Below are 21,403 nucleotides of genomic sequence, written 5' to 3'. Positions count from 1 at the left end.
GTAGACAGGGTCTCGAATGCTGAACAACGGTGCGATGATCGCGGACCGGTACCGGCTGCAACGCTTGATCGCCACCGGTGGAATGGGCCAGGTCTGGGAAGCGCTCGACACCCGGCTGGATCGCCGGGTCGCGGTGAAGGTGCTCAAGGCGGAATTCTCCGCCGACCCCACCTTCCGGCACCGCTTCCGCACCGAGGCGCGGACCACCGCGCAGCTGAACCACCCCGGCATCGCCGGCATCTACGACTACGGCGAGACCATGGACCCCTCCGGCGGCGAAACCGCCTACCTGGTCATGGAACTCGTGCAGGGCGAACCGCTCAATGCGGTGCTCAACCGGATGGGGCGGCTCTCGGTCGCCCAGGGCCTGGACATGCTGGAGCAGACCGGCCGGGCACTGCAGGTCGCGCACGCGGCGGGCGTGGTGCACCGGGATGTGAAGCCGGGCAATATCCTCGTCACCCCGACCGGCCTGGTGAAGATCACCGACTTCGGCATCGCCAAGGCCGTGGACGCCTCCCCGGTCACCAAGACCGGCATGGTCATGGGCACCGCCCAGTACATCGCGCCGGAACAGGCCACCGGCGAGGAGGCCACCTCCGCCTCCGATGTGTACTCCCTCGGCGTGGTCGGGTACGAGGCGCTGGCCGGGACGCGGCCGTTCACCGGTGACGGCGCCCTCACCGTCGCCATGAAGCATGTGCGCGACGCGCCGCCGCCGCTGCCGGCGGATCTGCCGCCGAACGTGCGCGAGCTCATCGAGATCACCATGGCCAAGGATCCGCAGCTGCGGTACACCAGCGGCGGCGAATTCGCCGACGCGGTGGCGGCCGTGCGCTCCGGCCGCCGCCCGCCCGCCACCGGCGGCATCCCGACCGGCACTGCCACCGGTGCCACCCGCATCCTGCCGCCCGGGCCGACCATGGTGATTCCCGGCGCCAATAATGCCGACCAGGCCACCACGCGCTATCCGACGCCGCCGCAGCCCATGCGGCAGCCGCAGCCCGCGCCGCCCACCGGCGCGACCGTCATGATGTCGGGCCCCAACACGCCCGCCGGGCCGCCCCCGCCGGCCAAGTTCGGCGGCGCGGGCGAGTCCGGCGGACGCTTCACCAATAGCCAGAAGGCCCTCGCCGGTCTCGGCGTGGGCGCGCTGATCCTCGGCGCCGCGGCGGCTTTCGTGCTGCTCAGCGGCAATCCGCCGGAGTCGACGCCGACCACCAAGACCAGTGTCGTGGTGGCGCCGCCGCAGGTGCCGCCGAGCACCACCACCACGGCGCCGCCGACCACCCGGCCGCAGCCGGTGCAGCCCACCTACGAGCCGCCGCCGACGACCGAGGAACCGCCGGTCACCACCACGCCGCCGCCGGTCACCACCACGCCGCCGACGACCACGCCGCAGAAGACCACGACCGCCCCGCCGACGACGACGGCCGACAAGACCACCGCGCCGCAGAAGACGACCACCGATCGCTTCCCGCTGCCGAGCTTCCCCTCACTAACATTTCCGGGGGGCATCGGAAACGGTGGCCGTGAACCCGCTTCATCGCCGGACAACATCGCTCCCTCCAGCCCTCGAGGACTGCCATGACGACCCCGAAGAACCTCTCGTCTCGCTACGAGCTGGGCGAGATCATCGGGTTCGGCGGCATGTCCGAAGTGCACAAGGCCCGCGATCTGCGGCTCGGCCGCGATGTGGCGATCAAGGTGCTGCGCGCGGATCTCGCCCGTGACCCCACGTTCTATCTGCGCTTCAAGCGGGAAGCCCAGAACGCGGCCGCGCTGAACCATCCGGCCATCGTGGCGGTCTACGACACCGGCGAGGCCGAGATCGACGGCGGGCCGCTGCCCTACATCGTGATGGAGTACGTCGACGGCGACACGCTGCGCGACATCGTGCGCGGCAAGGGCCCGCTGCCGCCCCGGCGCGCCATGGAGATCATCGCCGATGTGTGTGCGGCGCTGGACTTCTCGCATCGCAACGGCATCGTGCACCGCGATATGAAGCCCGCCAACATCATGATCAACCGCGCGGGCGCGGTGAAGGTGATGGACTTCGGCATCGCGCGCGCCATCGCCGACAGCTCCAATCCCATGACCCAGACCGCGGCCGTCATCGGCACCGCCCAGTACCTCTCGCCCGAGCAGGCCCGCGGCGAGCAGGTGGACGCGCGCTCGGACGTGTACTCGGTGGGCTGCGTGCTCTACGAGATCCTCACCGGCGAACCGCCTTTCACCGGTGATTCGCCGGTCGCGGTGGCCTATCAGCATGTGCGGGAGAATCCGCGGCTGCCCTCGCACGTGCATCCGGGCGTCCCGCGCGAGCTGGACTCGGTGATTCTCAAGGCCATGAGCAAGAACCCGGCCAACCGGTACCAGACGGCCGCCGAGATGCGCGCCGACCTGATCCGGGTGCTGGGCGGGCAGAAGCCCACCGCCCCCATGGTCATGACCGAGGAGGAGAGCGCAGGCTTCCTCGACGACGAGCTGCCGCCGCCGCGCACCTACCGCACGGTGGAACGCCGCGACGACACCACCGAACAGGAGATCGTCGAACCCGGTTCGCCGCCGCGCCGCACCATGCTGGTCGCCGGGCTCGGCGCGGTCGCGGTGATCCTGATCGGCGCCCTGCTGTGGATGCTGGTCGGCCCGGGCGCGCGCCCCGATCAGGTGGCGGTGCCGGATCTGGCCAACAAGAACGCGCAACTGGCGCAACGGGATCTGGAACGGCTCGGCTTCAGCGTGGCCGTGCAGGACAAGGCCGACTCCAAGATCGCGCAGGGCAATGTCATCGCGACCCAGCCGCTGGGCGGCTCCCGCGTCGACAAGGGCTCCACCATCACCCTGCAGGTCTCCACCGGCCCCGCCCAGGTCTCGGTCCCGCGCCTGGCCGGCCTGACCCAGCAGCAGGCCGAGCAGCAGCTCAAGGCCCAAGGGCTGCAACTCAATCCGGACATCAAGCGGGAACCCTCCAGCGCCGAGGAGAAGGACAAGGTCACCAGCCAGGTGCCCGGCGAGGCCCAGAAGATCGACGCCGGCGGCCAGGTCACCATCACCCTCGGCTCCGGCCCGGAGAAGGTGCGCGTCCCGGACGTGGTGGGCCAATCCATCGATGTGGCCAAACCCAATCTCGCCGACAGCGCGGGCTTCAAGGTCGTCATCGAGGAAGTGCCGAACTCGCAGCCCAAGGGCACGGTGATCGGCACCGACCCGGCCGCGGGCACCATGGCCGACAAGGGCTCCACCGTCACCGTGCAGGTCTCCACCGGCGACCAGATCTCCATGCCGGACCTGCGCGGCCTCACCCCGGCCCAGGCCGCCGACCTGCTCCGCCAGCGCGGCTGGGCCGGCCAGATCACCCAGACCACCCAGAGCACGCTGAACACCGGCGAGGTCGGCCGCATCATCGCCCAGCAGCCCAGCGCGGGCTCCTCACTGGGCAAGACCCAGACGGTGACCATCACGACCGGCGTGCTGTCCCTCGGCCCGCCGTGAGCCGGAACAACCGAAACGACAGTGCCCCCTGGTGATCACCAGGGGGCACTTTGTTTTACGTGAAACCTTCACAGACGCAGGTGGCGGTTCATCGACATGGCTTCATCGGCCAGATCGGGCAATTCGACGACTTCCACCCCGTGCTCGCGCAGCCGCTCGACGCCGATGCAGTTGTCCACGAATGTGCCGGGCTCGCGCCAGGCGATAACCACGCGCCGGATACCGGCCGCCAGAATGCGATCCGTGCACGGTGTGCGGTCTTTGCTGGCGCGCAGGGAACACGGCTCCAAGGTGCTGTAGATGGTCGCGTGCGGGAGGCGCGGATCATCGGGTTCCAGTTTGTTCAGGGCCGATTCCTCGGCGTGCACCTTGTCGTCCGTCTCCCGGGACCAGCCGTGGGTGATCTCGACGCCGTCCGCGCCGACGATGACCGCGCCCACCGAGAAGGCGGTCTCGCTGCGCGGGCACAGGCGCGCCAGGCCGATGGCGTGCCGCATCCAGCCGCGATCCAGCCGGGTCTCATCCGACGACATTCGACTCCTCCTTCGGCAGGTAGGTCAGCAGCGCCATATCGCCGACCCGGCCGACATCGGCCAGCCGCATGCGATGCTGCGCGCCGCCCGGAAACGCGCCCGGGCCGAGAAAGCGCGGGGCGGCCGGATCGCCGACCGCGATCGGGGCGACGGCCATGCGGATTTCGTCGGCGAGGCCGGCGGACAGGAAGGCGGTGTGGATGGAACCGCCGCCCTCGACCATGAGGCGGGAGATCTTGCGGGCGCCGAGATCGTCCAGCAGGGCCGCGAAATCGATGGTCTCGCCCAGGGATACGACATCGCTCGCGCCGAAGATCGATTCGTCGAGGCGGGCCGCGCCGGAATCGGTCGTGTAGACCAGGCGCTCACCGCCCGCGCCCCAGAAACGCAGCTCCGGATCGAGATCACCGCGCGCGGTGACGATCACGCGCAGCGGATACTCCGGCTTGCCGGCGGCGATCCGCCGCAGGCGGCGTTCCTCGTCATTGACCAGCAGCCGGGGATTGTCCCGGCGCAGGGTCTCCGCGCCGATGAGAATGGCGTCGGACCCGGCCCGCAGTTCGTCGACGCGGTCGAAATCGGCGGCATTAGACAGCAGCAGCCGGTCCGGTCCCGCATCGTCGATACAGCCGTCGATGCTCACCGCCACCGACAGCAGCACATGCGGTCTCGTCAGGCCGTTCACACCAGTGCCGCGACCTCCGCCTCCAGGGTCTGCACCAGACCCTCGGCGGGCCGCTCGCCGCACACGCCGAGCCAGTTGGCCAGCATGCGGTGCCCGCCCTGGGTGAGCACCGATTCGGGATGGAACTGCACGCCGTGAATGGGCAGCGTGCGATGCCGCATGGCCATGACGATGCCGGATTCGGTGCGGCCCAGCACTTCCAGTTCGGGCGGCATGGTCTCTTCCAGCACGGTCAGCGAGTGGTAGCGGGTGGCGGTGAAGGGATCGGGCAGACCGGCCAACACGCCCGCCCCGATGTGGAAAACATCGCTGGTCTTGCCGTGCAGCAGTTCGGGTGCGCGGGTCACCGTCGCCCCGAACGCCGCGCCGATGGCCTGATGCCCGAGACACACGCCCAGCAGCGGCGTTTCGTGCCGTGCGCAGGCATGCACCAGATCCATGCTCACCCCGGCGCGCTCGGGAGTGCCCGGTCCGGGACTGATCAGCACCCCGTCGAACTGCTGCACCACGGCGTCCAGATCCGCGAGCTGCGGGTCGTCATTGCGCCAGACCACCGCGTCCACACCCAGCTGTCCGAGATACTGGACCAAGTTGAAGACGAAGCTGTCGTAGTTGTCGACGACCAGAACACGCATATGTCGAGAGTAGTTGTCGCGGCCGCGAACGTCGCACGCAATACCGCCGAACGGCTCCCCAAGTCGCCTTTCCCCAGGGTGTCCGGGATAACCTGTAACCAGACCGCACGCCAAAAAAGAGGACGTCATGCCCAAGTCGAAGGTCCGGAAGAAGACCGATTACACGATCAACCCGGCCAGCCGGACTCCGGTCAAGGTGAAGGCCGGCCCGTCACCGGTCTGGTACGTCACCATCATGCTGGGCTTCATGCTCGCGGGCCTGGTGTGGCTGCTCGTCTACTACCTGGCGGCCGAGCAGATCAGCTGGATGAACGATCTGGGCGCGTGGAACTTCCTGGTCGGCTTCGGCCTCATGGTCGTGGGTCTGATCATGACCATGCGCTGGCGATGAGTGCCTTACATCATTGTTATTCATACACACCTGTGGATGACCTTGTGGACAACTCGAGGATGGAGTGCGGACAGTGACCACGCCGACCGGCTCCCGGCTCTCCTGGTCCACCCCCACCGCGGCGATCGTCGCCTGCGGTATCGGCGGCCTCGCGCTCACGGTGGCCGCCGTCGTCTCGAACGACCCCCCGGCCAAACTGCTCATCGGGCTCGCCGCGGCGGGCGTGCTGTTCCTGGCCTTCATGGGCTGGCGGCAGCGCCCGCGCCTGGCCATCGAGCCGGGTGAACCGGCCCATCTGGTGGTGCGCGGCCTGACCGGCCCGCAGCGCTACACCGCGGATCAGGTCATGCGCGCCCGCGTGGTGCACTACCGGCGGCTCGGCCGCCGCCTGCCCATGCTGGAAATGGATGTGGACCACGACGGCGCGGAGAAACTGCTCATCTTCGGCCGCTGGGATCTGGGCACGCGGCCCGAGGAAGTCCTCGACACGCTGCGCGCGTATCTCACCGCCAAATAACTAGAAGACCAGCGTCGGCGCGCCGAGTACGGTGATCACGACCGCGGCCACCGCGACCGTCGCCAGCACCGCCCAGCCGATGGCCGAGGCCGCGCCCTGGGTGCGGGCCCGCAGCCAGCGCGGCAGATACAGGATTCCGGCGGTGGCGATCGTGCCGGCCAGCAGTCCGCCCAGATGCGCCCAGATCGAGATGCCCGGCACCGAGAACGTGATGACCAGGTTGATCACCAGCAGCACCAGGATCTGGGTGAGATTCTGCCTGGTCCGCAGCATGATGATCGCGACCGCGCCGAACAGGCCGAAGATGGCTCCCGACGCGCCCGCGGAGGCGGTCAGCGGATCGGACAGCACGGTCACCGCCGCCGAACCGCCCAGCAGCGACACCAGGTACACCGCGAGATACCGCGTCCGGCCCAGCGCCGCCTCGCAGTAGGGGCCGAGCATGTACAGCGCGAGCATGTTCACCAGCAGGTGGATCAGCCCGTAGTGCAGGAATCCGGACCCGACCACCCGCCACCACTGACCGTCACCGATCAGCGCGGGCGCCAGCACCCAGTCCATGAACAGGTCGGAGTAGCGGTTCTCCATGACGCTGCGCGCCTGGACCGCGGTGATACCGAAGACGAGGACATTGATCGCGATCAGCGCCCAGGTGACGAACGGCTGCGAGAAGCGCGACACCGCCGCCCCGGCCTGATTGCGCACCGGCCGCACCTCCTGGCGGCCCTGGCGCACGCATTCCACACAGTGCTGGCCGACCGCGGCCGGGGTGAGGCATTCCGGGCAGGCCGGACGCCCGCACCGGGTGCAGCCCAGCCCGGTGGTGCGGTCGGGATGGCGGAAGCAGGTCGGTGCGGGCTGATACGGATTCATATCGACTTCTCTTCGGGTTCGGCCGGATTCAGGAGATGGTGATTCCGGAGATCACGACCTCGTCCTTGGGCCGATCGTTGCGGTCGGTCGCCACCGCCCCGATCGTGTCGACCACCTTGCGCGAATCCGGGTCCAGGACCTCGCCGAAGATGGTGTGCTTGCGGTTCAGATGCGGCTGCGGGCCCAGCGTGATGAAGAACTGGGAGCCATTGGTGGCCGGGCCGGCATTCGCCATGGCCAGCAGGTAGGCGCGATCGAATCGCAGTTCCGGATGGAACTCGTCCTTGAACTCGTAGCCCGGGCCGCCGCGGCCGGTGCCGGTGGGATCGCCGCCCTGGATCATGAAACCGTCCATGACCCGGTGGAAGATGGCGCCGTCGTAGAACGGGCCGGAGTCGGTGCCGGAGGCGTTCTTGGTGGTGTACGGGGCGGAACCGTCGGCCAGGCCGAGGAAGTTCGCCACCGTGCGGGGAGCGTGGTTACCGAAGAGCGAGATCTTGATATCGCCGTGATTGGTGTGGATTGTCGCCACGGCGGTCTGATTCGGTGAGGTCACGCCGCCCAGCTTATTCCGCCTCCCCGCAACTTCAGCGCACCCCTGGGTGCCGTGGTCGGTCACGCACGCGTGGTGCGGTCAGGTGCCAACCCGATTTTGGGCGTACCCGACGAGGTACCCCTGGCGGCACGAAATCAGTTGTCACCTCCCCAACGATCGACTGTGTTCTCTGCCCGAATTCGGGCAGGGATGTTGGCGAAATGGCGATCATGAGGCAGGCTCGTCCGGGTGACTGACGGGGTTCCCGAGGATCTGGTCCGCCATGTGGCGGCCTCCACCGGCCTGCCGGCTGCGGTGGCCGCCCGGGTTGTGGCCGATGTGGTCGGGTATTTCGACGAGACCGCGGAACAGTTCGTGCGCCGCCGGCATGCCGAACTCCAGCGCCGGCAGGTGCGCAATGCCGAGATCTGGCAGCGCATCGCGGCCGAGCTGGCGCAGCGCCGCGTCGCCGCCCCCGCATTCACCGAACGACAGCTGCGACGCCTCGTCTACGGGTAACTAGGAGACCAACGCGCAATGTGTGGAATCGTCGGATACATCGGCCATCGGGATGCGGTACCGGTCCTGCTGGAGGGCCTGCACCGGCTCGAATACCGCGGCTACGACTCCGCCGGCCTGGCGGTGCCGCACCGCGGCCGGCTGCGGATCACCAAAACCCAGGGCCGGGTGCAGGATCTGCGCGACCGGGTGGACGCCGAGGGTGCGCGGCTGCGCGGCAATACCGGCATCGCGCACACCCGCTGGGCCACCCACGGCGAGCCCAGTGACGCCAACGCGCATCCGCACACCGACGGCGCGGGCCGGATCGCCGTGGTGCACAACGGGATCGTGGAGAACGCCGAGGAGCTGCGGGCCGAATTGACCGCCGCCGGCGTGGAATTCGTCTCCGACACCGATACCGAGGCCATCGCGCACCTCATCGCGGCCGCGCTCGACGAGGCGGACTCCCTGGAGGACGCGGTCCGCACGGCGCTGCGCCGGGTGGAGGGCACCTACGGCCTGCTCGTACTGGACCCGCGCCGCGCCGACGAACTGGTGGTGGCCCGCAATGGCAGCCCCATCGTGCTCGGCGTGGGCGACGGCGAGATGTTCGTGGCCTCCGATGTGGCCGCGCTGGTGCACCACACCCAGCGGGTGGTGTTCCTGGACGACGGCGAGCTGGCCACCGTGCGGGCGGGCGAATTCCGCACCAGCACACTGGGACTCGAGGCCCGGCGCACCGACAAGACGCCGACCACCATCGATATGGCGGCCGAGGACTACGCGCTGGGCGGCTACCCGGACTTCATGCGCAAGGAGATGGCCGAGCAGCCCGACGCCGTGCGCCGCGCCCTGCGCGGCCGGCTCGACGAGCGCTTCGCCACCGCGGTCCTGGGCGGGCTCAATATGGACGCGCGGGAGCTGCGCGGTATCCGCAAGGTCGTCTTCCTGGGCTGCGGATCCGCCTATTACGCGGGCCAATTGGGCGCACAGCTGGTGGAGGAGCTGGCCCGCATTCCCGCGGTGGCCGAGCCCGCCTCCGAATTCCGCTACCGCAATCCGGTGGTCGACCCGGATGCCCTCTACATCGCCATCAGCCAGTCCGGGGAGACCCTGGATACCCTTGCCGCCGTTCAGGAATTGCAGCGCAAGGGCGGCCGCGTCATCGGCGCGGTGAACGTGGTGGGCAGCGCCATCGCCCGGGAGTGCGGCGCCGGCGTCTTCCTGCACGCCGGTCCCGAGGTCTCGGTGGCCTCCACCAAGGCGCTGACCAATATGACCGTCTCCTTCGCCATGCTCGCCCTGCTGCTCGGCCGCGTCCGCGACCTGTCCGCGGCGGCCGGCGAGCGCGTCGTCACCGGTCTGCGCGCCCTGCCCGACGCCATCGACGCGGTGCTGGCCGGCGATGCCGCCATCGCCGAGGTCGCCGCCCGCTACGCCAAGGCCCGCAGCATGTTCTTCGTCGGCCGCGTGCGCGCCTGGCCGGTGGCGCGCGAGGGCGCCCAGAAACTCAAGGAGATCTCCTACATTCACGCCGAGGCCTACCAGGGCTCCGAACTCAAACACGGCCCCTTGGCCCTCATCGACCCGGACATGCCCAGCATCGTCCTGGTCCCCGACGACGAACTGCTCGCCAAGAACCTCACCACCATCGAACAGATCAAGGCCCGCGGCGGCCCGGTCATCGCCGTCACCAACGCCCCCCTCCCGGACGGCGTGGCCGACGACATCATCCGCGTCCCCGCGGTCTGCCCGGAACTCGACCCCATCATCCTCACCATCCCCCTACAGCTACTGGCCTACCACACCGCCCTCGCCCTGGGCCGCGACGTGGACAAGCCCCGCAATCTCGCCAAGAGCGTGACTGTCGAATAGGAAAGAGGGCGGGGGCTACGCCCCCACACCCCCGAGCCTCAGTGGCGCAGCCCTAACGGGGCTCGGGGGGCGCAGCCCTAACGGGGTTCAGGGGGCGCAGCCCTAACCGGGGTTCAGGGGGCGCAGCCCTAACGGGGTTCAGGGGGCGCAGCCCTAACGATTCAGGGGGCGCAGCCCTAAGGGGGTTCAGGGGGCGCAGCCCTAAGGGGGTTCGGGGGCTTAGCCCCCGCCCCCTTCCTTCTTTGGGGGTTTGGGGGCTTGCCCCCAAGACCTCCATCGACCCGTCGAGGTCGCGCACCCGTTGGTGCGCGAATTCCCTTGCTGTGTCACAGTGGTCGCATGGGCCTGGGTAGTTCTCGCACTCGATTGATTCTGGCCGCGCTGCTCGCCGTCACCGGCGGGGTCGTGGCGTTCTTCGTGAGCCGCCGCCCGCAGCCTCCGGCGCCCGCCGCGGAACCGCCGCGCCTGGGTTATTCGCGCAACGGCTCCGCTCCGTCCCCGGATTACTCAGCGGCTCACTGACCGCTTGTACTGGCGCACCGCCAGCGGCACGAAGATCACCAGGATCACCACGACCCAGAGCAGGGTCGTCGCCACCGGATGCCGCATGGACCAGGTGTCCGGCGGCGGGAAGGCGGAACTGGTGTTGCCGAACAGCACGCGGGTCGCTTCGGTCAACGCCGACACCGGATTCCATTCCGCGAACACCTTCAGCGGTCCGGGCAGATCGTTCAGCGGCACGAAGGTGTTGGCCAGGAAGGTGAGCGGGAAGATCACCATGAACACCGCGTTGTTGAACACTTCGGGCGCGCGCACTATCAGGCCGATGACGGCCATGATCCACGAGACCGCGTACGCGAACAGCAAGAGCAGCACATAAGCGAGCACGGCATCCAGGAACGACCCGCGGATGCGCCAGCCGACCACCAGGCCGGCCAGTGACATCACCACCAGGCTCACCACATTGATGACGACATCGGCGCCGGTGCGCCCGATGAGCACGGCCGCCGGTTCCATGGGCAGCGACCGGAATCGGTCGATAATGCCCTTCTGCATATCCTCGGCCAAACTCAGGCCGGTGAAGGTGCCGCCGAAGACCACGGTCTGGGCGAAGATGCCGGCAATGAGGAATTCTCGGTAGCCGCCCTCCAGGCCGGGCACCTTGATGGCGGTGCCGAACACGTACGCGAACAGCAGCACGAACATGATCGGCGACAGCGTCGTGAAGATCAGGACGTCGGGCACGCGCTTGATCTTGATGACATTGCGCTTGGTAATGGTCAGGCTGTCGCTGACCAGCATGGCGGCCCGCTGGACCAGTGCGGGCTTCTCCGCGGTGATCAGGGTGACGCTCATCGGGCTCCTCCGTTCGTGGCCAGATCCTCCGCGCCCTTGGCGCCCTTGCCGCCATTGCCGCCATTGACCAGTTCCTCGGCCTCGTGCCCGGTGAGGGTCAGGAACACATCGTCGAGCGAGGGCCGGCGCAGGCCGACATCATGAATCGCCACTTCGTGTTTGGTGAGCTGGCCGATGGCGTCCACCAGCGCCTGCGACCCGTCGTTCACCGGCACGATAATCCGGCGCAAGCCGGGCTCGAGCCGGATCTCGCCGCCCGCCAGGCCCTGTAGCGCGCGCTGCGCGACGGCCAGATTGTCCACATGGTCGACGATCAGCTCGATGCGGTCGCCGCCGACCATGGCCTTCAATTCGTCGGAGGTGCCCTCGGCGATGACGTGACCGTGGTCGATGACCGCGATGGAATCGGCCAGCCGGTCGGCCTCCTCCAGGTACTGGGTGGTCAGCAGCAGCGTGGTGCCGCCCGCCACCAATTCCTCGATGACATCCCAGAGATCCAGGCGCGCACGGGGATCCAGGCCCGTGGTGGGTTCGTCGAGGAACAGCACCGGCGGATTCGCGACCAGGGCGCCGGCCAGGTCGAGGCGGCGGCGCATACCGCCGGAGTAGCCCTTCACGGGCCGGTCGCCGGCATCGCTGAGCCGGAAGCGTTCCAGGAGTTCGCGAGCGCGCTCCTTACTGCGCTGCACGCCCATGTGATAAAGCCGGCCGACCATTTCCAGATTCTCGAAGCCGGTGAGGTATTCGTCGACGGCCGCGTACTGGCCGGAGGTGCCGATCCGCGAACGCAGCAGCTGCGGATCCTTCAGCACATCGACATTGGCGACGGTGGCGCGCCCGGCATCCGGGATCAACAGGGTCGTGAGCACCCGGACCGCGGTCGTCTTACCTGCGCCGTTCGGGCCCAGCAGGGCGGTGACGGTTCCTTCGGGTACCGATAGGTCGAGTCCGTCGAGAGCGGCTACCTTGCCGTATCTCTTGACCAGACCCTCGGCGACTATGGCGTCGGGCATGATTCTCCTGATGTCTCGTGATTTCGTCGTGGCAGGTGCCCTGAGCTGCATCGATGCTGCCGAACAAGACCGGACATTCCGAGCAAGTATCACTCTTGGCCAAGTGGGAAGTCATCCGAATTACCGGATGTGAAAAAGCCGTAATACAGCAGTGGCCGCATCCCGTGGGGGTCCGGCGGTGCTCGGGGGTGCCGGGACGGGATGCGGCCGATTCGATGATCCGCCCGGTCGGCGGGCGGAAACGCGAGTAGCGCACTACTCGATTCGGCAGGCTCGGAACCGGTCTCGCGGTCACGACGCCATCCTCGCACCGGGGTACGACATCTTTTCCGCGAAAAAATCTTTGAACGCGATGCCCCGATGGCCACACAATCGCCCGGTGTCGCGTAGGATCGTTTCCGTCGGCCCCTCCCCCCCGGGCCGACCTTACGCGGGCCTCGGCTAACTCCCCCCCTTCGCCGAGGCCCGCCCCTATTCCCGGACCAATTTCCCGGCGATCTCAGACCAGCGGGCGAATCTCGTTCCGGCGCAGCACATATCCGTGCAACCGGTTGATGCCCTTCACCCGCACGGTACGCAGATTACGCAATTCGAACTGCGGATCCCCGGTGACCGCTTTGGCCGCGCCCTCGTCGATCAGCACGGTGCCCGGCCGCGCCACACCGGTGAGCCGCGCCGCCACATTCACCACCGAGCCGTACAGATCGCCGAACCGTTGCAGCACATCGCCGTACGCGAGCCCGACCCGCAATTCCTGGGTGACGCCGTGCGAGGCCGTGGCCGCCTCCTGAATGGCGAGCGCGATGCGCGCGCCGTCCTTGGCGCTGTTGGCGGCGAACATGACTTCATCGCCCACGTTCTTGATGACCCAGCCGCCATTGGCGATGATCGCATTGCTGGTGGCCGTCTCGAACGCCTCCAGCAGCGCCGACAGCTCGTCCGGCTCCAGATGCCGGGTCAGGCGGGTGTAGCCGACCATATCGGCGAATCCCACCGCCAGCACCCGCATGGTGTCGCCGGCGACCGCGCCCTCGTCCAGCGACCGCGCCAGCGCCGCGTCCAGATGCCGGCGCCAGGCATAGGACATGAGCGACTCGAAGTCGGCGATCACCTCCTGGGTGGCGACCAGCGCCACCGCCTCCGGATCGGCCTGCGGATCCTCGGCGGTGCGCTTGGCGATCCGCTCCAGGATCTCCTCGGTGACCAGATCCACCTGCCACTCCGCCAGTCGCGCCATGGACCGGCCCAGCGTCCGCGCCGCGGTGGTCTGGCGGTGAATATCGGCCGACGCCAGCACATTCAGCCGCCCGAAGGTCTTGGCCGCCTCGATATCGGCGTCGCTGTACTCGAGCGCATTGTCGTCGGGATCGGCCGGGAATCCCAGCGACACCCACAGCCGTCGCGTCAGCGAGGTCGGCACCTTGGTCTTGCGGGCCACCTCGCGCCGGTTGTACTTGCGGGTCCCGTTCAGCAGATACGGGTCCACCACAGACTGGACGAGCTTGGAGATCTCAGTGGACGCCATCTCGCCACCTTACGTCCGGATCAGGCCGGAAAAGCGCGTGATGTCCCGTGTCACAGGGCAACCGGGCCGAATACGTGAAAAAGCCGCAGGCGCGAGGCCTACGGCTTTCGTGAGTGTGGAGCCTAGGGGAATCGAACCCCTAACCCCTGCCTTGCAAAGGCAGTGCTCTGCCAATTGAGCTAAGGCCCCGGACGGGGTGGGAACCCCGAAGTTTCGATCAGCGGGTGGTTACCTCGTGCCAGAGGTCCGCGTCATTGCGCTGACGCAGTTTGCTGATTCCGAAGATCACCGCGGCGACAATACCGATCGTGAGGAGAAATTTCATGAATCCCACCCTACTGTGATTCTCGGGAGTGGGCCTAGGAGGACTTGAACCTCCGACCTCTTCGTTATCAGCGAAGCGCTCTAACCGCCTGAGCTATAGGCCCTAGTTTCGGCTCCGGGTGTGTTACCCGAGCCGAGGCAAAAGGTTACCGGATCGGCTGTAGATAACCAAAACGGCCGGTCACAGCCCTGCAAGGCAGCTGCAACTCTCGAACTCTCGGGGACTTCGCCCCCGAACCCCCAACATGAAAGGGGGGTTCGGGGGAAGCCCCCGAACCCCTCTCTGTCCTTCGCCCCGAAGGCGCGTCAGTCGGGGTCCGCGAGCGTCACCTGAATGCCGCCCACCAGATCGGTGCACTGGTTGTAGACGAAGACGCCGACCGTGGACAGCGCGGTCAGCAGCACCACATTGATCAGGCCGATAACGCCGGCGTAGCCGAAGACGGTGCCCGCGTCGATGAGCGCGGTGGAGGAGCTGTCCGAAACCATGTCCGTGAACGTGGAATTCAGGCGCTCCCACACGCCCATGCCCTCGAGCACCAGGTAGAGCAGGCCGACCGCGAGCATCCACACGAAGAACATGGCGACGCTGATGACCAGCGAGACCTTGAGCGTGGACCACGGGTCGATATGGCGCAGCTGCACGGTCGCGCGCAGCGGCTCCCCGGTGGCCGCGGCCTGCGCCACCGCCGCGGGGGCGGACGGCGAGACCGGACCGGCCGGGGCAATGGGCTCCGGCGGCGGGAGCGGGTGCCGCATTTCCGACAGATCCGGCAGATCCTTCACCAGCTCCGGCCGGGCGATGCTGCGGGTGGGCCCGTCGATGCCGACGGACTTCACCATGGCGGCCTCCTTGCGCGCCGCCTTGGCCGCCAGATCGGCGGTGGTGCGGGCATTGGAGACGCCGGCATTGAGACCGCCCGACAGTCCGCCGCTGGGCCGCCCCTGTACCGGCGCCTGGCCGGGCCGGTACAGGTTGGACTGCGGCTCCCGCTGCGGCAGCTGCGACCAGCCGCCGTCCTGATACGGGGAACCGGCCGGCTGCTGCTGCGGTTCGTCCACCGACTCGGGTGCGGTCACCTCGGTCGGATCACTCATTCTCCCCGTGACCTCCGGCGCGAAATCACCGGAGTTGTCCGGCATTTCGTGCGATTGAGACTGCGCTTGCGGCGCACCGCCCTCGCTCGCACCCGGGCGCGGAATGGGCCGCGGCGGAATCGGAGAGGGGGCGATTCTCTCGGTCACACCGTTGGCGTGACCGCGCTGGTCATTCGGCTGATTCGTGGTCAATGGTGAATCCTTCGATTCTTGGTGCCGCCGCTGCTGTGGAGAAACTACTGCTTCGCCGAACCGCTGGTGTCATCTTCGGCAACCTGGTCGGGCTCATCCGCGTTACGCGCGATCGCAAGCAACGTATCGCCCTCGCCCAAGTTCATCAATCGCACGCCCTTGGTTTGACGTCCTGCTTTGCGAACTTGATTCGCCGCGGTGCGGATTACGCCGCCGCCCGAAGTGATGGCATAGAGCTCGTCGTCGTCGTTGACGATGAGCGCACCGACCAGACTGCCACGTTTCTCGTCGTATTGAATGGTCAATACGCCCTTTCCGCCGCGGCCCTGTGCGGTGTACTCGTCGATCGCCGTGCGCTTGGAGTACCCGCCGGCGGTCGCGACAAGCAGATAGGTCTGATCGCCTTCGCGAACGACGTTGAGCGACAACAGTTCATCGCTGGCGTTGAACCGCATGCCCTGCACGCCGGAGGTGGCGCGGCCCATCGGGCGCAGCACCTCGTCATTGGCGGAGAAGCGGATGGACTGACCGTGCGCCGACACCAGCAGCAGGTCGTCCTCGGCCGAACACAGTGCCGCACCGACCAATTCGTCCCCATCGCGAAGATTGACCGCGACAATGCCGCCGGAACGATTCGAGTCGAAATCGGTCAGACGGGACTTCTTGACCAGACCATTGCGGGTCGCGAGCACCAGGTAGGGCTGATCCTCATAGGTCTTGAGCTGAATGACCTGGGCGATCTTCTCGTCCGGCTGGAAGGCCAGCAGGTTCGCCACGTGCTGACCGCGCGCGGTGCGGTTGGCCTCGGGCAGCTCGTAAGCCTTGGCGCGGTACACCCGGCCCTTATTGGTGAAGAACAGCAGCCAATCGTGGGTGGAGCTGATGAAGAAGTGCCGGACGATATCGTCCTGCTTCAGCCCCGCGCCCTGCACGCCCTTGCCGCCGCGCTTCTGCGAGCGGTACAGATCGGTCTTGGTGCGCTTGGCGTAACCGGTCTCGGTGATGGTGACGACCACGTCCTCGACGGCGATGAGATCCTCGTCGGCCACGTCGCCGTCGGCGGAGATGATCTTCGTCCGGCGGTCGTCGCCGTGCTTGTCGACGATCTCCTGCAGCTCGTCGCGCACGATGGCGCGCTGCCGCTCCGGCTTGGCGAGAATGTCGAGCAGGTCCGCGATCTCCAGCTCGATCTTGGCCAATTCGTCCAGGATCTTCTGGCGTTCCAGGGCGGACAGGCGGCGCAGCTGCATATCGAGGATGGCGGTCGCCTGGACCTCGTCGATCTCCAGCAGCTGCATGAGGCCGGTGCGGGCGGTCTCGGTATCGGCCGAGCGGCGGATCAGGGCGATCACCGCGTCCAGCTGATCGAGCGCCTTCACCAGGCCGCGCAGGATGTGGGCGCGTTCCTCGGCCTTGCGCAGCAGGTACTTGGTGCGCCGGACGATCACTTCCAACTGGTGCGTCACGTACAGCCGGATCATCTGATCCAGACGCAGCGTGCGCGGCACCCCGTCGACGATCGAGAGCATATTGGCGCCGAAGGAGGTCTGCAGCTGGGTGTGCTTGTAGAGGTTGTTCAGCACCACCTTGGCCACCGCGTCACGCTTGACCGTGATCACGATGCGCATGCCGACGCGGTCGGAAGACTCGTCGTGGATGTCGGAGACGCCCGCGATCTTGCCGTCCTTCACCTGCTCGGCAATGGCATTGATGAAGTTGTCGGTATTGACCTGGAACGGCAGCTCGGTGATGACGATGGTGGTGCGGCCGCGGGTGTCCTCCTCGATCTCCACCACACCGCGCATGCGGATGGAACCGCGGCCGGTGGTGTAGGCGTCGTGGATGCCCTGGGTGCCCACGATCAGGCCCGAGGTCGGGAAGTCCGGGCCCTTCACGCGTTCCATGCAGGCCGCGAGGGTGGACTCCTCGTCCGCCTCGTGATTGTCCAGCGCCCAGTAGATGGCCTCGGCCAGCTCGGTCAGATTGTGCGGCGGGATATTCGTGGCCATACCGACGGCAATGCCATTGGAGCCGTTCATCAGCAGCGCCGGGACGCGGGACGGCAGCACGACCGGTTCCTGCGTCTTGCCGTCGTAGTTCGGGACGAAATCGACCGTCTCGTGGTCGATTTCGCGCAGCATCTCCATGGCCAGCGGCGTCAGGCGGCACTCGGTGTAACGCATGGCGGCCGCGCCGTCGTTGCCGCGGGAACCGAAGTTGCCCTGACCGTCCACCAGCGGGTAGCGCAGCGACCACCACTGCGACATGCGCACCAGGGTGTCGTAGATGGCCGTGTCACCGTGCGGGTGATAGTTGCCCATGGTGTCGGCGACCGGGCGGGCCGACTTCACGTAGCTGCGGTCGGGCCGGTACCCGTTGTCGTACATCGCGTACAGGATGCGCCGGTGCACCGGCTTGAGGCCGTCGCGCACCTCGGGCAGCGCGCGGCCCACGATCACGCTCATGGCGTAGTCGATGTAGGAGTTCTGCATCTCCTGCTGAATGTCGACCGGTTCGATGCGGTCGCCACCCGACGGCGGCAGAGAGGTCTCAGTCATGAATTGGTCTCCGTAAGAAGGGGGTTCGGGGATTCCTCGCGGCGCGCAGGCGGGGGGATCAGCGGCCCCCGCTCGCGCGGACTAGACGTCGAGGAACCGCACGTCCTTGGCATTGCGGGTGATGAAGCTGCGCCGCGCCTCCACGTCCTCACCCATGAGGATGGAGAACAGCTCGTCGGCGGCGGCCGCGTCGTCGAGGGTCACCAGGCGCAGCACGCGAACACTCGGATCCATGGTGGTCTCCCACAGCTCCTTCGGGTTCATCTCGCCCAGACCCTTGTAGCGCTGGATGCCGTCGTCCTTGTTGATCTTCTTGCCCGCCGCCAGGCCGCGCTCCAGCAGGCCGTCGCGCTCGCGGTCGGAGTAGGCGAACTCCGGCTCGCTGCGCTGCCACTTGAGCTTGTACAGCGGCGGCATGGCCAGGTACACGTGCCCGTGCTCGACCAGCGGGCGCATGAACCGGAACAGCAGGGTGAGCAGCAGCGTCGAGATGTGCTGGCCGTCCACGTCGGCGTCGGCCATCAGCACGATCTTGTGATAGCGCAGCTTGGCGATATCGAACTCGTCGTGGATGCCGGTGCCGAAGGCCGTGATGATGGCCTGGACCTCGTTGTTCTTGAGCACCTTGTCGATGCGCGCCTTCTCGACGTTGATGATCTTGCCGCGCAGCGGCAGGATCGCCTGGTACATCGAGTCGCGACCGGACTTGGCCGAGCCGCCGGCGGAGTCACCCTCCACGATGTAGATCTCGGACTTGCTCGGATCCTTGGACCGGCAGTCGGCCAGCTTGCCGGGCAGACCGCCCAGATCGGTGGCGGACTTGCGGCGCACCAGCTCGCGCGCCTTGCGCGCGGCCACGCGCGCCTGGGCGGAGGAAACCGCCTTGGTCACAATGGTCTTCGCATCGGCCGGATTGGCCTCGAACCAGTGCGTCAGGTGCTCGTTGCAGGTGCGCTGCACGAAACCCTTCACATCGGTATTGCCGAGCTTGGTCTTGGTCTGGCCCTCGAACTGCGGATCGGCGATCTTGACGCTCACGATGGCGGCGAGGCCCTCGCGGATGTCATCGCCGGTGAGGTTGCCGTCCTTCTCCTTGAGGAGCTTCTTGTCCTTGGCGTACTTGTTCACCACCGTGGTGAGCGCCGCGCGGAAGCCTTCCTCGTGCGTGCCGCCCTCGTGGGTGTTGATGGTGTTGGCGAAGGTGTGCACGGATTCGGAGTAGCCCGAGTTCCACTGCATGGCCACCTCGAGCTCGTGCCCGGTGCCCTTGCCGTTGAACGACACGATCGAGTTGTGGATCGGCGTCTTGGTGCGGTTGATGTGCTTGACGAAGTCCTCGAGCCCGCCCGGGTAGTGGTAGGTGCGGGTCTTCACCTTCGGCGCGGCGGCCTCGGCGCCCTCCTCGGCGTGCTTGGGCGCCTCGGCGGTATCGCTGACCACCTCGTCGGTGATGTCGTTCTCCGCCACCCGCTCATCGGTCAGGGTGATGGTGAGTCCCTTGTTCAGGAAGGCCATCTCCTGCAGGCGCCGCGCCACCGTCTCGAAGCTGAAGGTGGTGGTCTCGAAGATCTCCGGATCCGGCCAGAACCGGATGGTGGTACCGGTGCGCTTGGTCGGCTGTCCCTGGAACAGCTTGCCCGGCTTGGAATCCTTGTACTCCTGGGTCCAGTGGTAACCGTCGTGGTCCACCTCGGCCTCGAGCCGGGTGGACAGCGCGTTCACCACCGAGATGCCGACGCCGTGCAGACCGCCCGACACCGCATAGGATTCGCCGTCGAACTTGCCGCCGGCGTGCAGCTGGGTCATGACCACCTCGATGGTGGGCACACCCTGCGCGTGCATGCCGGTGGGGATGCCGCGGCCGTCGTCGATGACCTCGACACCGCCGTCGGCCAGCAGTTTCACATCGACGCGCGTGGCGTATCCGGCCATCGCCTCGTCGACGGAGTTGTCGACGACTTCCCAGATCAGGTGGTGCAGGCCGCGCTCACCGGTGGAACCGATGTACATACCGGGGCGTTTGCGAACCGCTTCGAGGCCTTCGAGGACGGTGATGGAGTCGGCACCGTAGTTCTGCTTGCCCGAGGTCGAGCCGGATGCGTTGGAGTCCATGGCAGCCACTGGTCGGTAGCTCTCCTTACTTGCTGATCCTCCGGGCACTGGCGAGCGTGCACACGTGGGGCCCGAAGCCTGTCTGCTCGAGAGTTACGGGTTCACGCGCGAAGTGTCGCCGAACGCGCCGGGAGGTATCGCCGCTAGTTACTCCCCCATCCTACTGGTACACCCGACACAGAATGCACCTATGACACCCCTGAGTGGGCCGTGCGCGCGTGAAATCGACCAACAATATGTCCGGTCATGGGCGGCGGGGGTTCCGAGAGCCTCAGCGGGCGATCGCGCGGGCGGGCATGGCGTGGCGGAAACCGGGCCGGAAAGTTTGCGACAGGTTTCCACCGCGATCTAGGTCGCGCGGCGCGGTAGACGCGGCGAGAGAAAGCGACCGATCACTTCCCACCCTAGTCGGCGGCACCGACAAAAACAGCCTCGTTCCACGTGAAACGCCCCAACTCTCAGGAGGCTCTCGGGGGCTTCGCCCCCGAACCCCTTTCCGGGAAACCGCCGGGCCGTACGACGCGGGCTATCCGTAGGTATCGCGAGGGCCGCGGCCCTTGATGTGCCGTTCGCCGTGGCGCCAGCTGGGAGCGGTCGGGCCGTTGATGCGCACCGAGGTGACGACGCCGTTCCCGACCGCGGCCGCGATCTTGGCCAGGATCTGGGATTGGAACATGCGCAGCTGGGTGGCCCAGGCCGTGGACTCGGCCTGAATGCTCAGCACGCCGTTCTCCAGGGAGACCGGCTGGGCGTGCGCGGCGATGTCCTCCCCCACCACGCTGGACCAGCGGCCGAAGACCGTGCCCTCGGCGACCTTGCCGGACCAGCCGCGGCCCTTCGCCAATTGCATGGCCAACGATGACAGGGTCTGCGGATCGCGATCGTCGGGATGGGCTCCGGACCAGCCGGTGCGACGGCGGCGCAGCGCGCGGACACCGCCCTTGCGGGGTGAGGCGCGGCCCTGGCCGACCGATTTACCGGCGGCGCGGGCGGCGGCACGCGCTTCCTCGAGTGCCCGGCGAGCCAGATCCACGCCGCGGAGTTCGCCCTCCGGGCCGGTGGCGCCGGGCGCGGGTTCGTGAAATCCCGGCTGTTCGGCCACTCACTTCCCTTTCGTCCGTGCCAGTCAGTCTGGGAGATTCTGCCGCATCGGGCCGACAGGCTCGCCGGGCCCATGCGGGGTTG

Annotated in this window: 20 protein-coding genes and 2 tRNA genes; 7 read left to right on the top strand and 15 right to left on the bottom strand. The window is 67.5% G+C overall.

Going from position 1 to position 21,403, the window contains the following annotated elements:
• The first annotated feature begins 16 nt into the window (after nucleotides 1-16).
• Together ACYQ5L_RS00195 and pknB are read left to right on the top strand one after the other, a co-directional pair.
• Nucleotides 17-1,591 carry a serine/threonine-protein kinase gene (locus ACYQ5L_RS00195; protein ID WP_459954800.1) on the top strand — a complete coding sequence of 525 codons (1,575 nt, stop codon included), beginning with the start codon at nucleotides 17-19 and terminating at the stop codon, nucleotides 1,589-1,591.
• Nucleotides 1,588-3,495, top strand: coding sequence for a Stk1 family PASTA domain-containing Ser/Thr kinase (gene pknB / locus ACYQ5L_RS00190; RefSeq protein ID WP_459954799.1), 1,908 nt, complete (start codon nucleotides 1,588-1,590; stop codon nucleotides 3,493-3,495). Before ACYQ5L_RS00195 ends, pknB begins: the two co-directional genes overlap by 4 nt.
• A gap of 68 nt (nucleotides 3,496-3,563) precedes the next feature.
• On the opposite strand, the gene ACYQ5L_RS00185 is transcribed toward pknB, so the two are convergent.
• Genes ACYQ5L_RS00185 through ACYQ5L_RS00175 form a run of 3 tightly spaced genes read right to left on the bottom strand, consistent with a single transcriptional unit; the run spans nucleotide 3,564 to nucleotide 5,348 of the window.
• Nucleotides 3,564-4,028, bottom strand: coding sequence for a dCMP deaminase (locus ACYQ5L_RS00185; RefSeq protein WP_459954798.1), 465 nt, complete (start codon nucleotides 4,026-4,028; stop codon nucleotides 3,564-3,566).
• Nucleotides 4,015-4,713 carry a RibD family protein gene (locus ACYQ5L_RS00180; protein ID WP_459954797.1) on the bottom strand — a complete coding sequence of 233 codons (699 nt, stop codon included), beginning with the start codon at nucleotides 4,711-4,713 and terminating at the stop codon, nucleotides 4,015-4,017. The genes ACYQ5L_RS00185 and ACYQ5L_RS00180 overlap by 14 nt, the downstream gene beginning before the upstream one ends.
• Nucleotides 4,710-5,348 carry an aminodeoxychorismate/anthranilate synthase component II gene (locus ACYQ5L_RS00175; protein ID WP_459954796.1) on the bottom strand — a complete coding sequence of 213 codons (639 nt, stop codon included), beginning with the start codon at nucleotides 5,346-5,348 and terminating at the stop codon, nucleotides 4,710-4,712. The genes ACYQ5L_RS00180 and ACYQ5L_RS00175 overlap by 4 nt, the downstream gene beginning before the upstream one ends.
• 127 nt (nucleotides 5,349-5,475) lie before the next feature.
• Here ACYQ5L_RS00175 and crgA point away from each other — a divergent pair, with 127 nt between their 5' ends.
• Both crgA and ACYQ5L_RS00165 read left to right on the top strand, forming a co-directional pair.
• On the top strand, nucleotides 5,476-5,739 hold the full coding sequence (gene crgA / locus ACYQ5L_RS00170; RefSeq protein WP_379193865.1) for a cell division protein CrgA: 264 nt from the start codon (nucleotides 5,476-5,478) through the stop codon (nucleotides 5,737-5,739).
• 73 nt (nucleotides 5,740-5,812) lie between these two features.
• On the top strand, nucleotides 5,813-6,256 hold the full coding sequence (locus tag ACYQ5L_RS00165; RefSeq protein WP_459954795.1) for a PH domain-containing protein: 444 nt from the start codon (nucleotides 5,813-5,815) through the stop codon (nucleotides 6,254-6,256).
• Here the strand turns inward: ACYQ5L_RS00165 and ACYQ5L_RS00160 are convergent, their stop codons facing one another.
• Together ACYQ5L_RS00160 and ACYQ5L_RS00155 are read right to left on the bottom strand one after the other, a co-directional pair.
• Nucleotides 6,257-7,129 carry a rhomboid family intramembrane serine protease gene (locus tag ACYQ5L_RS00160; RefSeq protein WP_459954794.1) on the bottom strand — a complete coding sequence of 291 codons (873 nt, stop codon included), beginning with the start codon at nucleotides 7,127-7,129 and terminating at the stop codon, nucleotides 6,257-6,259. It lies immediately after the preceding gene.
• A gap of 28 nt (nucleotides 7,130-7,157) precedes the next feature.
• Nucleotides 7,158-7,685, bottom strand: coding sequence for a peptidylprolyl isomerase (locus ACYQ5L_RS00155; protein WP_459954793.1), 528 nt, complete (start codon nucleotides 7,683-7,685; stop codon nucleotides 7,158-7,160).
• Nucleotides 7,686-7,913: 228 nt separating this feature from the next.
• On the opposite strand from ACYQ5L_RS00155, the gene ACYQ5L_RS00150 reads away from it, so the two are divergent.
• The 3 genes from ACYQ5L_RS00150 to ACYQ5L_RS00140 all read left to right on the top strand — a co-directional run bounded on the left by ACYQ5L_RS00150 (nucleotide 7,914) and on the right by ACYQ5L_RS00140 (nucleotide 10,562).
• Nucleotides 7,914-8,183, top strand: a complete 270-nt coding sequence (locus ACYQ5L_RS00150; RefSeq protein ID WP_459954792.1) for a hypothetical protein — start codon at nucleotides 7,914-7,916, stop codon at nucleotides 8,181-8,183.
• Between the two features lie 18 nt (nucleotides 8,184-8,201).
• Entirely contained in the window at nucleotides 8,202-10,040 is a 1,839-nt protein-coding gene (gene glmS / locus ACYQ5L_RS00145) for a glutamine--fructose-6-phosphate transaminase (isomerizing) (RefSeq protein WP_459954791.1), read from the top strand.
• Between the two features lie 339 nt (nucleotides 10,041-10,379).
• Entirely contained in the window at nucleotides 10,380-10,562 is a 183-nt protein-coding gene (locus ACYQ5L_RS00140) for a hypothetical protein (protein ID WP_379193860.1), read from the top strand.
• Here ACYQ5L_RS00140 and ACYQ5L_RS00135 read toward each other — a convergent pair.
• From ACYQ5L_RS00135 to ACYQ5L_RS00090, 10 genes are all read right to left on the bottom strand, one after another.
• Complete coding sequence (locus ACYQ5L_RS00135) at nucleotides 10,548-11,396, bottom strand: ABC transporter permease (protein ID WP_459954790.1); 849 nt, start codon at nucleotides 11,394-11,396, stop codon at nucleotides 10,548-10,550. The two genes, ACYQ5L_RS00140 and ACYQ5L_RS00135, sit on opposite strands and share 15 nt — an antisense overlap.
• Nucleotides 11,393-12,409, bottom strand: a complete 1,017-nt coding sequence (locus tag ACYQ5L_RS00130) for an ATP-binding cassette domain-containing protein (protein WP_459954789.1) — start codon at nucleotides 12,407-12,409, stop codon at nucleotides 11,393-11,395. Before ACYQ5L_RS00130 ends, ACYQ5L_RS00135 begins: the two co-directional genes overlap by 4 nt.
• A gap of 499 nt (nucleotides 12,410-12,908) precedes the next feature.
• The gene (locus tag ACYQ5L_RS00125) at nucleotides 12,909-13,934 is read right to left on the bottom strand and encodes an adenylate/guanylate cyclase domain-containing protein (protein WP_459954788.1); all 1,026 of its coding nucleotides are present in this window, start codon (nucleotides 13,932-13,934) and stop codon (nucleotides 12,909-12,911) included.
• 116 nt (nucleotides 13,935-14,050) lie between these two features.
• Nucleotides 14,051-14,123 (bottom strand) — tRNA-Ala (locus ACYQ5L_RS00120).
• 28 nt (nucleotides 14,124-14,151) lie between these two features.
• The gene (locus tag ACYQ5L_RS00115; protein ID WP_218020906.1) at nucleotides 14,152-14,259 is read right to left on the bottom strand and encodes a DLW-39 family protein; all 108 of its coding nucleotides are present in this window, start codon (nucleotides 14,257-14,259) and stop codon (nucleotides 14,152-14,154) included.
• 29 nt (nucleotides 14,260-14,288) lie between these two features.
• A tRNA-Ile gene (locus ACYQ5L_RS00110) sits at nucleotides 14,289-14,362 on the bottom strand.
• Between the two features lie 202 nt (nucleotides 14,363-14,564).
• Complete coding sequence (locus ACYQ5L_RS00105) at nucleotides 14,565-15,548, bottom strand: DUF3566 domain-containing protein (protein WP_379193856.1); 984 nt, start codon at nucleotides 15,546-15,548, stop codon at nucleotides 14,565-14,567.
• Between the two features lie 44 nt (nucleotides 15,549-15,592).
• On the bottom strand, nucleotides 15,593-18,106 hold the full coding sequence (gyrA, locus tag ACYQ5L_RS00100; protein ID WP_459954787.1) for a DNA gyrase subunit A: 2,514 nt from the start codon (nucleotides 18,104-18,106) through the stop codon (nucleotides 15,593-15,595).
• Nucleotides 18,107-18,187: 81 nt separating this feature from the next.
• Nucleotides 18,188-20,218, bottom strand: a complete 2,031-nt coding sequence (gene gyrB, locus ACYQ5L_RS00095) for a DNA topoisomerase (ATP-hydrolyzing) subunit B (protein WP_459963278.1) — start codon at nucleotides 20,216-20,218, stop codon at nucleotides 18,188-18,190.
• Nucleotides 20,219-20,744: 526 nt separating this feature from the next.
• Complete coding sequence (locus ACYQ5L_RS00090) at nucleotides 20,745-21,320, bottom strand: DUF721 family protein (protein ID WP_459954786.1); 576 nt, start codon at nucleotides 21,318-21,320, stop codon at nucleotides 20,745-20,747.
• Nucleotides 21,321-21,403: the final 83 nt, after the last annotated feature.

The organism is Nocardia sp. IFM 10818 (genome assembly GCF_054655275.1).
Note: the sequence above shows the minus strand (reverse complement) of the source record. Positions and strands in the feature narration are given on the sequence as shown.

Excerpts from the sequence above, each read along its gene's own strand:
- ACYQ5L_RS00195 (WP_459954800.1), top strand. The coding sequence starts at position 17 with ATGCTGAACAACGGTGCGATGATCGCGGACCGGTACCGGCTGCAACGC.
- pknB (WP_459954799.1), top strand. The coding sequence starts at position 1,588 with ATGACGACCCCGAAGAACCTCTCGTCTCGCTACGAGCTGGGCGAGATC.
- ACYQ5L_RS00185 (WP_459954798.1), bottom strand. The coding sequence starts at position 4,028 with ATGTCGTCGGATGAGACCCGGCTGGATCGCGGCTGGATGCGGCACGCC.
- ACYQ5L_RS00175 (WP_459954796.1), bottom strand. The coding sequence starts at position 5,348 with ATGCGTGTTCTGGTCGTCGACAACTACGACAGCTTCGTCTTCAACTTG.
- crgA (WP_379193865.1), top strand. The coding sequence starts at position 5,476 with ATGCCCAAGTCGAAGGTCCGGAAGAAGACCGATTACACGATCAACCCG.
- ACYQ5L_RS00160 (WP_459954794.1), bottom strand. The coding sequence starts at position 7,129 with ATGAATCCGTATCAGCCCGCACCGACCTGCTTCCGCCATCCCGACCGC.
- glmS (WP_459954791.1), top strand. The coding sequence starts at position 8,202 with ATGTGTGGAATCGTCGGATACATCGGCCATCGGGATGCGGTACCGGTC.
- ACYQ5L_RS00140 (WP_379193860.1), top strand. The coding sequence starts at position 10,380 with ATGGGCCTGGGTAGTTCTCGCACTCGATTGATTCTGGCCGCGCTGCTC.
- ACYQ5L_RS00135 (WP_459954790.1), bottom strand. The coding sequence starts at position 11,396 with ATGAGCGTCACCCTGATCACCGCGGAGAAGCCCGCACTGGTCCAGCGG.
- ACYQ5L_RS00130 (WP_459954789.1), bottom strand. The coding sequence starts at position 12,409 with ATGCCCGACGCCATAGTCGCCGAGGGTCTGGTCAAGAGATACGGCAAG.
- ACYQ5L_RS00125 (WP_459954788.1), bottom strand. The coding sequence starts at position 13,934 with ATGGCGTCCACTGAGATCTCCAAGCTCGTCCAGTCTGTGGTGGACCCG.
- ACYQ5L_RS00115 (WP_218020906.1), bottom strand. The coding sequence starts at position 14,259 with ATGAAATTTCTCCTCACGATCGGTATTGTCGCCGCGGTGATCTTCGGA.
- gyrA (WP_459954787.1), bottom strand. The coding sequence starts at position 18,106 with ATGACTGAGACCTCTCTGCCGCCGTCGGGTGGCGACCGCATCGAACCG.
- gyrB (WP_459963278.1), bottom strand. The coding sequence starts at position 20,218 with ATGGACTCCAACGCATCCGGCTCGACCTCGGGCAAGCAGAACTACGGT.